The organism is Alteromonas marina (assembly GCF_000808575.1).
In the GTDB taxonomy this organism is placed as follows: Bacteria; Pseudomonadota; Gammaproteobacteria; order Enterobacterales; family Alteromonadaceae; genus Alteromonas; species Alteromonas marina_A.
In genome coordinates this window covers 44,623-58,730 of sequence record NZ_JWLW01000014.1, presented here as the reverse complement: position 1 = coordinate 58,730, position 14,108 = coordinate 44,623, and the positions used below count along the sequence as shown (strand labels likewise).

At 44.3% G+C, this 14,108-nt stretch carries 11 protein-coding genes; 8 read left to right on the top strand and 3 right to left on the bottom strand.

Translation table 11 applies throughout. The features are described 5' to 3' along the window. Nucleotides 1-14: 14 nt before the first annotated feature. Nucleotides 15-1,190, top strand: a complete 1,176-nt coding sequence (locus RJ41_RS08950; RefSeq protein ID WP_014948385.1) for a phosphoglycerate kinase — start codon at nucleotides 15-17, stop codon at nucleotides 1,188-1,190. 301 nt (nucleotides 1,191-1,491) lie between these two features. Beyond that, nucleotides 1,492-2,391 (top strand): fructose bisphosphate aldolase, encoded by a 900-nt coding sequence (locus RJ41_RS08945; RefSeq protein ID WP_039219547.1) that lies wholly within the window; start codon nucleotides 1,492-1,494, stop codon nucleotides 2,389-2,391. Nucleotides 2,392-2,547: 156 nt separating this feature from the next. On the opposite strand, the gene RJ41_RS08940 is transcribed toward RJ41_RS08945, so the two are convergent. Beyond that, the gene (locus RJ41_RS08940) at nucleotides 2,548-2,967 is read right to left on the bottom strand and encodes a diacylglycerol kinase (protein ID WP_039219545.1); all 420 of its coding nucleotides are present in this window, start codon (nucleotides 2,965-2,967) and stop codon (nucleotides 2,548-2,550) included. Further along, entirely contained in the window at nucleotides 2,955-4,562 is a 1,608-nt protein-coding gene (locus tag RJ41_RS08935) for a phosphoethanolamine transferase (RefSeq protein ID WP_039219543.1), read from the bottom strand. The genes RJ41_RS08940 and RJ41_RS08935 overlap by 13 nt, the downstream gene beginning before the upstream one ends. A 293-nt stretch (nucleotides 4,563-4,855) precedes the next feature. Here RJ41_RS08935 and RJ41_RS08930 point away from each other — a divergent pair, with 293 nt between their 5' ends. The 6 genes from RJ41_RS08930 (at nucleotide 4,856) to RJ41_RS08905 (ending at nucleotide 13,425) form a co-directional block, all read left to right on the top strand. Continuing rightward, a complete protein-coding gene (locus tag RJ41_RS08930; RefSeq protein ID WP_014997429.1) occupies nucleotides 4,856-5,545 on the top strand; it encodes a response regulator transcription factor in 690 nt (229 codons plus the stop codon). Further along, nucleotides 5,529-6,953: a sensor histidine kinase gene (locus tag RJ41_RS08925; RefSeq protein WP_039219540.1), complete on the top strand. Its 1,425-nt coding sequence runs from the start codon at nucleotides 5,529-5,531 to the stop codon at nucleotides 6,951-6,953. Before RJ41_RS08930 ends, RJ41_RS08925 begins: the two co-directional genes overlap by 17 nt. 213 nt (nucleotides 6,954-7,166) lie before the next feature. Further along, entirely contained in the window at nucleotides 7,167-7,481 is a 315-nt protein-coding gene (locus RJ41_RS08920) for a hypothetical protein (protein WP_230633693.1), read from the top strand. 195 nt (nucleotides 7,482-7,676) lie between these two features. After that, a complete protein-coding gene (locus tag RJ41_RS08915) occupies nucleotides 7,677-8,762 on the top strand; it encodes an efflux RND transporter periplasmic adaptor subunit (RefSeq protein WP_014948392.1) in 1,086 nt (361 codons plus the stop codon). Between the two features lie 9 nt (nucleotides 8,763-8,771). Further along, nucleotides 8,772-11,957 (top strand): efflux RND transporter permease subunit, encoded by a 3,186-nt coding sequence (locus tag RJ41_RS08910; RefSeq protein ID WP_084081822.1) that lies wholly within the window; start codon nucleotides 8,772-8,774, stop codon nucleotides 11,955-11,957. Next, nucleotides 11,947-13,425 carry a TolC family protein gene (locus tag RJ41_RS08905; RefSeq protein WP_039219538.1) on the top strand — a complete coding sequence of 493 codons (1,479 nt, stop codon included), beginning with the start codon at nucleotides 11,947-11,949 and terminating at the stop codon, nucleotides 13,423-13,425. The genes RJ41_RS08910 and RJ41_RS08905 overlap by 11 nt, the downstream gene beginning before the upstream one ends. A gap of 110 nt (nucleotides 13,426-13,535) precedes the next feature. On the opposite strand, the gene RJ41_RS08900 is transcribed toward RJ41_RS08905, so the two are convergent. Further along, entirely contained in the window at nucleotides 13,536-13,985 is a 450-nt protein-coding gene (locus tag RJ41_RS08900) for a hypothetical protein (RefSeq protein WP_039219536.1), read from the bottom strand. Between the last annotated feature and the right edge of the window lie 123 nt (nucleotides 13,986-14,108).

Sequence of the window (14,108 nt, the reverse complement as noted above, 5' to 3'; positions counted from 1 at the left end):
ACATAGGAAAGACGATGGCAATTCCAAGCATGAGCGATATGGCCCTAAAAGGTCAGCGCGTATTAATTAGACAAGATTTAAACGTGCCGGTAAAAGACGGCAAAGTAACTTCTGATGCGCGTATCAAAGCATCAATCCCTACGATTAAAGCAGCCCTAGACGCAGGTGCGGCAGTTATGGTGATGTCTCACCTTGGTCGCCCTACTGAAGGCGAGCCTGCTGATGAGTTCTCCCTTCAACCTGTTGTTGATTACCTTAACGACGCCCTAGATGTGCCGGTAAAGCTAGTAAAAGATTACCTAGACGGTGTTGAGCTTAGCGAAGGTGAGCTCGTCATTCTTGAAAACGTTCGCTTCAATAATGGCGAAAAGAAAGACGACGAGACACTGGCAAAACAGTACGCAGCACTTTGCGATATCTTTGTTATGGATGCGTTCGGTACTGCTCACCGCGCACAAGCGTCTACTCATGGCGTTGCTAAGTTTGCACCAAAAGCCTGTGCTGGCCCATTACTTGCTGCAGAATTAGACGCACTTGGCAAAGCGCTAGACAACCCTAAACGTCCAATGGTTGCTATTGTGGGTGGCTCTAAAGTATCTACCAAGTTGACCGTGTTAAAAACATTGGCTGAAAAAGTTGATCAGCTGATTGTTGGTGGCGGTATTGCCAACACTTTCATTGCTGCTCAAGGCCATAATGTGGGTAAGTCACTAGTAGAGATGGACCTTACCGAGCAAGCCACGCAGCTTATGAATGAAGCGCAGGCGAATGGCGGTAATATTCCAGTACCTACAGATGTGGTCGTGGGCAAAGCGTTTGATGAGAATACCGAAGCGACGCTAAAAGTAGTCAGTGACGTTGCCGACGACGATATGATTTTTGATATTGGTCCAGATTCTTCAAAGGCGTTAGAGGACATTATCAAGAACGCGGGAACCATTGTATGGAATGGCCCTGTAGGCGTATTTGAATTTGAACAGTTCAGTGCTGGAACAAAAGCGCTGTCTGAAGCGATTGCGGCAAGCGACGCATTCTCAATCGCAGGTGGTGGTGATACACTAGCAGCAGTTGATAAATACGGGATTGCCGATAAGGTCTCTTATATTTCAACCGGTGGTGGCGCGTTCCTAGAATTCTTGGAAGGCAAAACACTACCAGCGGTAGCAGTACTAGAAGAAAAAAATAAATAAGCCTGGGCGCTGCATGTAAACGCAGCGTTTTAAAGCTCTAGATAGCTGAGGCCTAGTACAAACGTTACCCCATAAGTGTCACGCTCAGTAACAGCATTTTTGAGCGTGACCTTTTAATCGGAAACGATTACACCTGCGAAACAGTGAAGTACGCAGGCATAAATACCAACTTTATTACAGATGTGTTTACTTAAGGTGCTGGCATGCTGCGTCTGAGACAAACAGATCTTTAATAGAATTGGTATAACAATAAACCCTACACCTGTCTATTAAGGCAGTAATATACAAAAGGAGTGTTGCAATGGCATCACAAGCTCAGCAGGCAATGCTGGATAAACTGAAGACGCAAACCGGTTTTATTGCAGCGTTAGATCAAAGCGGCGGTAGTACCCCTAAAGCGTTACGCTTATATGGCATCGAAGAGTCAGAGTACAGCTCAGACGAAGAGATGTTTAATCTTGTTCACGAAATGCGTACGCGCATTATCACCAGCACCCCTTTTAGCGGCGAGCGCGTTCTTGGCGCAATCTTGTTTGAAAACACCCTTGATAGAGAAATTGAAGGCATGTCTTCTGCACACTACCTGTGGCAGAAAAAGCGTGTTATTCCTTTCTTAAAGGTAGATAAAGGTCTAGCTGAAGAAAGCAATGGCGTTCAAGTAATGAAGCCAATGCCTGGTCTTGATGCACTGCTAGCTAAAGCGGTAGCGCAAAACGTGTTTGGCACTAAGATGCGAAGTGTTGTTAAGCTTGCGAATCACCAAGGTATTAAAGATGTTGTTGCTCAGCAATTTGAAGTGGGTAAGCAAATCTTAGCCGCAGGTCTTGTTCCGATTATCGAGCCAGAAGTAGACATCCACAGCCCACAAAAAGCGGAAGCTGAAGCTCTTCTTAAATTAGAGATCCTAACGCAGCTAAACCTTCTAAACGAAGGCCAGGAAGTTATGCTCAAGCTAACGCTTCCGACAGAAGCTAATTTCTACAAAGAGCTTGTTGATCACCCTCGCGTGCTTAAGGTTGTAGCGCTTTCTGGCGGCTATAGCCGTGAAGAAGCAAATGCGAAACTGGCAGAAAACCAAGGTATGATTGCGAGTTTCTCTCGCGCACTGACAGAAGGCGTATCTGCACAGCAAACTCAAGAAGAGTTTGAAGCAACGCTTGATACTGCAATTGAAGATATCTACCAAGCGTCTAAAGCTTAATTCTCTCCTTTTAAATTGATTGTAAAGAGCGCCTAATGGCGCTCTTTTTCGTTGTGAGTTCTTTTGAAGTATTGTGACACCTTCAACTTAATAAGCTCATCTTTATAACCTTGTTAAAGGGATGCCTCTGGGGAATTAAGGTCTTCACTAATACTTTTATATGTGGCTATAAAATACGCCCGCCCACAACACACAGGCAATAACGATGGATAGAAAAACGCCTGCTGATGCTAAGTCTTTTGCTAACCCTGATAGGGCATGAAACTCTGTACCTATTCTGTCGACGGTGACCTCAATGGCCGTATTGATGATTTCCGCAAATAAAATGAAAAAAATGGAAGACATTAAAATTGCACGTTCAAGAAAAGGAATTGACCAAAAAGCAAGAACCACGAATGCCACAGCGGCTAGACTGAGTTCTTGTTTAAATGCAGCTTCGTTCTTAGTAAGCCAGCTAAATGCTCGAAGTGAATTCTTTAGAGCCTTAAATACTCGACGCAGGCCTTTTGGCTTGTTACTTGGGTCGAAGTGCGTGGTGGTACTAACCACAGGATTTGATTCATTTAGGCTTCGCATTGTTTAAAGATATCCATAGTAGGTTGGTAAGTAATACTCTTTACACTTGATAAACCAAGTAACGTGTCAAACAAGTTGTCTTGAGAGTAAGGGTGGTTGGCCAGGTTTTTAATACAATTTCGGTAGCCTGAATCTTCAAACTTCGACGCCCAAAAAAGCATAGGAATGTGAGTCTGTTCTTGCGGTGCAATTTGATAAGGGAATCCATGCAGATAGAGTCCTTTTTCACCCAAAGATTCACCGTGATCAGACAGGTATAGCATGGAAGCGTTTGGCACATTTTTTAATGTATTAACAATCTCTCCAAGTACATAGTCAGTGTACGCAATGGTATTGTCATACGTGTTGATAAGCGCCTGCGAATCACAGTTTTGAATATCACTTCTAGGACAGTCGGGAGAGAATTTGGCAAATTCAGCGGGGTATCTTCGATAGTAGGTAGGGCCATGAGAGCCTATCATATGAAGCACAATAACCCTGTTAGTTGTCGCAGGTGATGACAAAACGTCCTTCAAAAGCTCGTTGAGTAAAACATCGTAGCAAAAATCACCGTCACATAAACTAGGGTCTCGGGATGGGTCAAATGCAATAGTTTCAACTCTTTTGCACACCCCCTTGCAGCTACTATTATTGTCTATCCATGTCACATCAGCGCCAGCCCGATGTATGATATCAAGCACATTATCCTGACTTTCCGCAATGCGAACATCATAGCTTTGCCTTGAAAGTCGAGAAAACATGCAGGGTACTGAGACCGCAGTAGCGGTCCCGCATGAGGTCACGTCGTTGAAACTTACCGCGCCTATGTCGTTCATAAAGGGCGTGGTGTTTCTGCTATAGCCATTACTGGCAAACTTGTCTGCCCTTGCTGTTTCTCCAACAACCAGTACAGTCGTAGAAGGCAAAGCGTTTTTTCTATTTATGATAGAAGGTGTCTTGTCCAGTACCTTGTAAGGAAGTGGCGGATAAAAGTAGGTGTCTCTGAGATATTTGTAGCCAGAATCATAGAATGCATAAGGGATAATATACTTGGCCAAATCTTTATTATTTCTACCCACCGCAGCATAGTCTTTATATAGGCCAGCAGCGATAACGATTATTCCAACCACTGCTAATACGTTGAGCTTAAGTAAGTGCTTAACTCTAGCAACTAATTTTCCATTAATTTCCTGATTAAAGACGGCTACAACGGGCACCAATCCTAACAAGAAGAAAAAGAGTAAAAGCGTTGAGTTTAGATAGGCAAATGCTTCACCAGAATTGGTCTCCATCACATTTTGAATCATACTCTTATCAAATATCACGCCGTAAGCGACCGTACCGTATAAAAGAAGTGAACTGACTAACAGTGTCACTGCCACGGTCAATCTTGGCAAAAGAATGGCGCCTAATAGGCTAAGGGCGATGATATTGAAAAAGGTAAGCAACAATGGAACGGACAGAAAAAATATCCACTGGCCTACTGTAGTTGGCGACACAGCGTGATAGACATTTGAAATAAAAGGGAAGTTGAAAACCACCGTTATTAAGACTGATGCTATAAAAACAAAATTGGCTAATGAAGGGTTTAAATTTAACGAACGTGGAAATTTCAAAGTCAGTTCTCTTGTGTACTACTTGCAGCACAAGATAACTTTCAAAACTTAAATAAAGCTTAAGCAAAACTTTGGGATTAGCGTTAATGGGAATTTTTATCTAGAACCAGCAATTCTAGGTGGTTTGCCATTGCAACCATTTGTTATACATAGATAAATGGGGTGTGGTTGCTCAAAAAACTTCCTAGGCCGTCACTTTCTATCGTTAATTAATTCAATATTATTCTCGCCTTCAGTTTATCTTAAGATTGAGATCATAACCTTAGCGAGGAATAAAAATCGACCAATGAAACATGAGAATACTCCTTATAGAAGATTCATTGTCTTTGAGAAATAGCCTGAGCTTAGGTCTAGAAAAACTTGGCCATTCAGTTGATTTAGCTGCCACAGGGCCCGATGGTTTGAGTATGGCGCTTCTTGGTAGCTACGACATTATTGTATTAGACCGCATGCTGCCAGAACTCGACGGGATGGCTATCTTGAAAACGCTAAGAAAAAGACGGGTAGAGACCAAGGTGCTCATTTTGTCTGCACGTGCCGAACCTGAAGAGAAAGTCGAAGGCTTGTTAGCAGGCGCTGATGATTATCTATCTAAGCCTTTTTCATTTGAAGAGTTGTCAGCGCGACTTCTCAGTTTGATGAGACGGGGCGTAACAAACTGTATTAACGATCAAATTACTATTAATGGATTGATATTGGATATTCAGGCCAAGTCTTTTTTATTTGGAGAGCAGGCGATTAGTTTAACGCCGAATGAATATCGCATAGTAGAGTGCATGTTCCTAAACAAAGGCAAGGTCGTCACATCAGAAAAATTAAGTGAATTTATTTCCGGTAGTTATGACCATATCTCAAAAAATGCAATTGAAGCGCACCTCTCTTCAGCGCGAAAAAAAGTAAGGGCGTGTGGCGCTACACTCCCCATTAAAAGTAAGCGAGGATTTGGCTACGTCGTGGTGGAAGGCGATGAAGTCAATACGTAAAACCTTAACGCGACGCCTTTCTATCACTATTTCTTTGCTGGTGATTGTCGTTTTACTCGCCGCAGATATCGGAGTTGACACCTGGGTCCAAAGAGAATTTAACCAAGGTCTAAAAGCCAAAGTTGGCATGCTTCAAAGCTTAGTCAATGAAGATTTAGACGGCGTTGAGTTTGAGTTTGCCGGCGAGTATTTCCCTGAGTTCGAGGGTGCTTCTTCTCCAGAATACTTTCAATTGTGGTACAAAGGGCAGGTTTTCGAAAAGTCGGAATCCCTTGCACTGTACACTGTCGACGAGTTGCCGTTTGAAAACTTAAGTTTAAACGAGGCGGTGATTAACGACATTACGCTGCCAGATGGTCGTTCCGGGCGTATTATTCACACCAAATACGTGCCTCAAATTGACTCTGAAGACCGCGAAGCATTCTATAGCGTCAGAGGCGAAGAGCAGCGCGACCCCATGGTTATCGCATACGCAACCTCCACTGAACTGTTGAATTTTACTCTTTGGTTTATCGATATCGCATTTTTAGTGGCGCTTATTGTAATTCCGTTAATGGTAAGATTCGTCGTGCGCAACACGGTGTCTTACGCGTTGGCACCACTTGATGCATTAAACAACAATATAAGAACTCTAAGGTTTACTGCCACAGATAAGCACGAAGCATTCTCTACAAACGTTTCAGAACTAGAGCCAATCGTCAGCAGCTTGAACCATTTCATAAACGATAACTACGCCCTATACCTTAGAGAGAAAAGACTTACCTCTGACATTGCTCACGAACTTAAAACGCCAGTTTCCGAACTTATCAATCTGGCAGAAGTTGCCATGAAGTTTCCTGGAGAGGAGCGACTCGAAAAAGATTTTAAACCGCAGATTCTTCGCATTGGGATGCGAATGAAAAACATCATTTCCGGTTTGATGTTAATCCAAAAGCACAGTGCTAAGCAGACTCAATTAAACGACCTTATTAATATTAAAGAGCTCGTTGCTCAAGTTGTCGCAAGCAAAGCGGTAGATAATATTAATGTGGTTGCGAAAGAAAGGGGCGACGTGGTTATTCACTCTAACCGAATTGCGGTGGAGTCTATATTTAGCAACTTGTTAGACAACGCTATTGAGCATGGAAAGCATTGTGAGCCGATCAGCGTGTATATAGGCAAAACGCAATCAGGGCAGGCCCAAATAGAAGTGACAAATACAACGCATACTGAAATTGATGAACGTGACTTAAGACATATGTTTGAACCCCTGTGGCAAAAGGATGCATCACGTACATCAGAGGACAACTTTGGCCTAGGGCTATCAATAGTGAGTGCATTGTGCGGTGCGATTGGGGCAGACGTGTCGGTTTATAAGTTGGATCACAACCACATCTCTTTTTCTGTGACTTTCAAAAAGGCCTCTTAAAAATACGTGCTGTTAAAATGCATTTTTGCTTGCAGTAAAAAGATATGAAGTACACTGCCACACTCAGGAATTCTGAGTTTGTTTATAACAAATACGTGCAACCGGTTATTGCCTGCGTTTAGTGGCAATACTGGTTCTTGTCAAAGCGTGGTTGGCTGTGTAGCATAGCGCCGCAATTTTCCTTATATAATTGAATTTCCGGAATAATCATCGGTGAATAATCATCAGTACATGAAGCAGTACACCATATACGCATTAATTGCGTTGTTGTTTACTTGCTTATCTGGACTTAAACAGGATTACAAGCCGATCACGTTCAAGCATCATTTTGATGCTTCTATTTCCGAATATTCCTTCGAGTTTGATACAGAGGAAAGTGCGCCGGAAGAGCCCGTCCCGCCACAAAATGTTGTGCTGGATTACATTACGGACTCCTTCACGGATACCGCAAAACCACGTCCGCGTGGGCTTTTCAAAACATCCCTTAACTACGCAACGCCGTTAACCCGAGCGCCGCCTATTGCTTAGTTTTTTAGGTTTAGCGGTTATTGGCTACCTAAAAAACACGTTAATTCGATATTCCTAACAACGCACCAGCGCTTTGCTGGATGTTTTTGCGTGCTTAATTATCAGCGGTGAACCTATTTGCTGAAAGCGCGCTAGTGGCATGCTGTCTTTTTATAAGGCATGTCACGATTAGCCTTTTTATTACGAATTTACATTATGAGCAAAAAAGCACTTCTTGCAGTAAGCATTGTTTCCGCACTTTTAGGTGGTTGTGGACATGAAGAACATGCTGCGCATCACGAAAAACTTCAATTCAACGTTACTCATCCTATCGTACAAGACACAACGCTGGTAAAAGAGTACGTCAGTCAGATACGTGCCATTCAACATATTGAAGTTAGAGCTATGGAAAAAGGCTATCTTCAATCGACCTTTGTTGATGAGGGACAAACGGTAGAACGTGGTCAGCCCATGTTCAAAATAATGCCGAACGTATATGAAGCTGAACTACACCGCGCTGAAGCCGAGGCTAAAGCGGTCGAGATGGAGTACAAAAATACAAAGTCGCTTGTTGAACAAAACATTGTTTCTCCTAACGAACTTGCCGTCATAGAAGCACAGCTTCAAAAAGCTCAGGCTGAAGTTGAACTGGCAAAGACTCACTTAGCATTCACAGATATCAAAGCGCCGTTCACAGGCAAAATGGACCGACTGGAAGCTCGAACGGGAAGTTTGCTTGATGAGGGCGAACTGCTCACCACATTGTCTGATATCAGCACAATGTGGGTGTATTTCAATGTGCCTGAATCAGAGTATTTAAAGTACGCGCAGAACAGCGCATCAAATGATCAAACGTCAGTGCGATTAAAGCTTGCCGATGGCAGTATTTACGCGCATCAAGGCGTGATAGATGCCATTGAAGCTGATTTTGATAATCATACCGGTACCATTGAAATGCGTGCGTCTTTCCCTAACCCAGACCAACTGCTAAGACATGGGCAAACCGGTAATGTCATGGTGGATATTGCCTATCCGGATGCTTTAGTTATTCCTCAGAAAGCCACATTCGAAATTCTCGATCAAAGCTTTGTATATGTGCTGGATAGCGAGAACAAGTTAGCAACCCGCCACATTAACATCGCTGCAGAACTCCCTAACATCTATCTGGTTTCAGACGGACTAGCGCCGGACGACACTATTTTGATTGAAGGACTGCGAAGAGTTTCGAACGGCGATGAGATAGAGCCTGAACTTATTTCAGCCAGCGACACATTAGCTGAACTGTCATTGCACGCAGAATAAGGGGGCGCTATGTTTGGAGTTTTTATTAAACGTCCAGTGATGGCCATCATGTTATCGCTGATGATTATATTTTTGGGCGTGTTGTCGGTGTTTAGCCTACCCACGTCACAGTTTCCAGATATTGCTCCGCCGCGAGTGCTTATTTCTCTGGCATATCCCGGTTCGAGCGCTGATGTATTGGTGAAGTCATCGCTGGTTACCATTGAGCGTTCAATCAACGGTGTGCCGGGCATGAAGTACATCGTGTCTGATGCGACCAGCGCGGGTGAAGCCACCATTCAAGTTATCTTCGATTTAGATGTAGATCCGAATCAGGCGCTCATTAATGTGAAAACGCGGCTTGACCAGATCATGAACCGGCTGCCCCAGCTCGTGCAGTTAGAAGGGGTGGTACTAGAGCGGGTTCAGCCTAGCATGTTGATGTACATAAACGTTTATAGCACGGACGAAACGGCTGATGAAAAGTTTCTGTACAACTACTCTAATATCAACCTCATACCGGAAATACAGCGGGTAAACGGTATTGCCAGTGCAAAAATATTGGGAAGCCGTCAGTACGCCATGCGAATTTGGTTAAAGCCTGATCGCATGCGTGCTTACAATGTTTCTGTAGATGAGATCATGGAATCGATAGACGAGCAAAGCTTGATTGGACGCCCGGGACGACTTGGCAGAAGCTCAGGCATTACCGCTCAATCAAAGGAATACGTGCTTATTTACGAGGGACGTTATGACGAGCCTGAAGAATATAAAAATATCATTATTCGCGCCGACTCCGACGGTCGCTTGCTCAAATTAGGTGATATTGCTGATGTTGAGTTAAGTAGTGAATTCTTCGATATTTACTCAAACAAAGACGGGTATCCTTCCGCTGCGATAGTGCTAAAGCAGAACTATGGAAGCAGTGCCAACGAGGTGATTTCTCAGGTGAAAGCCACCATGGCTGAACTGGAGAAAACGTTTCCAGAAGGCATGAAGTATGAAATTAACTACGATGTTTCCAAGTTTCTCGATGCCTCTATAGAGCAGGTGCTGCATACCCTGTTTGAAGCCTTTATTTTGGTTTCTTTGGTGGTGTTCATTTTTCTAGGTGACTGGCGCTCCACACTTATTCCGCTTCTAGCTGTGCCAGTTTCACTGGTGGGGACGTTTTTCTGCATGCAGGCCACGGGGGTGAACATAAACCTTATCACCCTGTTCGCTCTGGTGTTAGCGATAGGGATTGTGGTGGATAACGCTATTGTTATCGTGGAGGCCGTTCACGCAAAAATGGAAGAGAGCGCCAGCCTAACCCCTTATATGGCGACCCAACAAGTACTGGGCGAAATGGGGGGAGCTATTATCGCGATTACACTGGTGATGACGGCGGTTTTTGTGCCCCTTATTTTTATGACGGGCCCGGTAGGTGTTTTCTATCGCCAGTTCTCTATTACCATGTCATCGTCAATTGTTATCTCGTGTATTGTAGCGCTGTCATTAACCCCAGTGCTGTGTGCAATATTGCTTAAAAACCCTCATTCACACACTAAAAAAGCGACCCCGTTAAGCAAAGTAATTGACGGGTTTAATTATTATTTCAATAAATTAACCGGTCGCTATACAGGCATTATCAAAGCTATCGTTACGCGCCGCAGTGTAACCGTGGTGCTGCTTGCGGGCTTCGTGGTAAGTACTTTTGGCGTTAATCAGGCATTACCTACAGGCTTTATTCCCGGTGAAGACCAAGGGCAGATCTACGCCATCATTCAAACACCGCCTGGCAGTACTCTTGAAGCGACGAATACGGTAGCGCGAGAGCTGCAAAGCTTGGCGCTGGACGTTGAAGGCGTCTCCTCGGTGTCCTCGCTTGCTGGCTATGAAATCCTTACGGAAGGTCGAGGTTCAAACGCGGGTACCTGCTTGATTAACCTTAAAGACTGGGCTAATCGCGAACAGTCGGTACGTGACATTATTGAAGAGCTGGAAGCCAAAACGCACCACTTAGGCGCGGTTATTGAGTACTTTGAACCGCCAGTAGTGCCGGGTTATGGCGCGTCGTCGGGGTTATCATTCCGTTTACTCGATAAAACCAACACAACCGACTATCAAGAGTTTGACCAAATCAACAAAGCCTTCATGGAAGAGCTCGGTAAACGCGATGAGCTAAAAGGTTTATTCACGTTTTACGCGGCCGATTATCCTCAATATAAAATTGAGATAGATAACCAAGCTGCAATGCAGAAAGGGGTATCTATTGGCGCGGCCATGGAGAATTTGAATATTCTTATCGGTAGTACTTATGAGCAAGGCTTCACGCGCTTTAATAACTTCTTCAAGGTGTACACGCAAAGTGCACCGGAATATCGCCGTTATCCCAGTGACTTAATGGATTACTACGTGAAAAACGAAGAGGGTGAAATGGTGCCTTACTCGGCCTTTATGAAGCTGATTAAAACCCAAGGCCCTAATGAAATTACGCGCTACAACCTTTATACCTCGGCAGCTATTCGGGCAGAGCCTGCAGCAGGATATACCTCGGCGCAAGCGATAAAAGCGGTTGAAGAAGTAGCGGCTGCCACCTTGCCAAAAGGATACGACATAGGTTGGGAAGGCCTGTCATTTGACGAGGCTAAACGAGGCAATGAAGCCATCGTTATCTTTGCCGTAGTATTGTTGTTTGTATACATCGTGCTGGCATCACAGTACGAAAGTCTGCTTCTACCTTTTGCGGTTATTCTTTCACTACCTACCGGTATTCTCGGCTCATTCCTGTTTTTAAAAGGTATGGGGCTGGCCAACGATGTTTATGCGCAGCTCGGCTTAGTTATGCTGGTTGGTTTACTCGGTAAAAATGCCGTGCTTATTGTGGAATACGCAGTGCAAAAAAATCAGCAGGGCTTATCGATTGCTGACGCAGCTGTTGAAGCAGCCAAACAGCGCTTCCGTCCAATCCTAATGACATCGTTCTCGTTTGTCGCAGGGTTAATTCCGCTTGTTATTGCAACGGGGGCTGGCGCAGTGGGAAATAGAACTATTGGTGCTTCTGCCTTAGGCGGTACCTTGTTCGGCACTATTTTTGGTGTGCTGGTTATTCCTGGGCTTTACTACTTGTTCGCCAAATTTGAAGAAGGTAAGTCATTGATCAAAAACGAAGATCACGTTCCCCTTACTGAAACTTACCACTATAACGATGAGGTGCTAAGCGATGACAAATAAAAAGCGATTTACCTATAAGCCGTTGTGGTTAGCGCTTAGTAGTGCGTTGTTAGTTCAGGCATGTGCTATTCCTACCATTGAAACGCGAAACCCTAATCTGGATTTGCCAGAGCAATTTAATGCGAAAGTCTCGCAAGTGGATACTCAGGCTGGTCAAGGGGCTAACGAGAGTACGCAAGCAAATATTCAATGGAGTGAGTGGTTTAACGACCCTACGCTTTCTGCGCTGGTGGAAACTGCGGTTAAGAACAACCAAGAGGTGTCTATATTAATTCAGCGCATTAATATGGCGTCGAATGAAGTGTATGCACGAGAAGGGGAATATTTGCCTCGACTCTCTGCGGGGGTAGCCGCTGAAACCGAAAAGGTAGGCGAATATACCCGGGAAGGCGCATTAGAAGAACAGTTAAATATCAAGGAGGATAAAGAATTTCCCGACCCGCTGGCAAACTTAAAGCTAGGCCTTAATGCGTCGTGGGAAATTGACGTTTGGCATAAGCTGAGAGATGCGTCTAAAGTGGCCTCGCTTGAATACTTGGCGTCGGTTGAAAGTAAGAACTTTTTCGTTACCCAGTTAGTATCTGAAGTTGCGCGTACTTACTATGAACTACTGGCGTTAGACAACAAACTAGAGAACCTCGACTCAACCATTTCGCTACAGCGCAATGTTATTCACACTATTAACGCGTTGAAAGAATACGGGCGGGCGTCATCGCTACCCGTTGCGCGCTTTAACGCGGAAGTGAAGAAAAACGAAAGCGAGCGTTACTTGATTGAGCAGGAAATTCTAGAGAAAGAGAACACGCTTAATCTGTTGTTGGGGCGCACTCCACAACCTATTAAAAGGAACAGTGATGTGTTACTTAGTGCTGAAATCATTAGCCCGCAGGTGGGTGTACCCTCTGCGCTATTAGACAATCGCCCGGATATAAAACAAGCTGCACTCACGCTCCAGGCGGCAGAGTTAAATATCGATGTGGCTAAAGCTAACTTCTACCCTTCTTTTGAGCTAAAAGCAGGGTTAGGTTTATCAGCGTTTGATAGTCGCTACTTGTTTAATGTGCCTGAGTCATTGGCATATTCATTATCTGGTGATGTTTTTGCGCCATTAATAAACCGCAGGGCGATTGAAGCGGTTTACCAAAATGCCAGCGCCGAACAAATTGAAGCGGCTTACGAATATGAACTGACCGTTTTAACGGCGGTAGCTGAAGTAACAAACAGTTTATCGAAGCTCGATAATTTGGAGAAAAGTGCTGAAGCGAGGCGTCATCAAATTGCTTCACTGGAACAGTCGATTGATATTGCCAATAGGCTTTTCTCGTCAGCTCATGGTGAATATTTAGAGGTGCTGCTTGCACAGCGAGAAGCACTGGAAGCGCGTAGCGAGTTTATAGAAACCCGTCAGCAGCAAATGGCCGCACTGGTTGATTTGTATCAGGCACTCGGAGGCGGATGGCAGTCTTAAAACAATAAGGAGAGCGTTAGCTCTCCTTTTTTATTTGCCTTTGTTAGAAACTGGTGTCGAATTCTTATCTTAACTTTCGATACTAGCAAAATGCATTTTTGTCCTCGCTTTTACTGCGTAAAGTTAAAACGGCCAAAAAAGCGTTCAGCTTCTTCACTATCAAATTCATAGCCCATATCTGTCATCGCTTGCAATGCATTTTCTACCGTATCGTAGAAGCCATAAGGAACCTCGGCAGCGTCGTAGCACTGAGAAATTTGATGCTTAGTTGTAAGCATAATATCGGTATCTAGTATCACCACGGCAAGAAACGACAGGCCGCGGGTTTTTCTTACCCGGGTTTGCTTTACAAAAATATCAAAGGTGGAAGGGGGCATCAGGCTTTCACCGTAAAGACAGCTTACTTGTGCCCACTTGGTGCCTTGTTCAAATTTCGAAATGTCGGAAGACAATTTCACCACGCCATTTCGCATGGTTTCATCGTTCCACGGGCCCCTTGCTGAGAAAAGCAGCAGTTGACCGCTTACGCTACATTCAAATTCGCCGTGCGGATTATTCATGGGGAATACCTTCAAGCCTTACTTAAAACTTAGCACCTAACTGTCAGCACGCAACTAACCATTCGGCTAAGTTCAAAGGCAGGCTTATGCGCTTAATCGCCTAGATGATGTCGCTCGACGTTT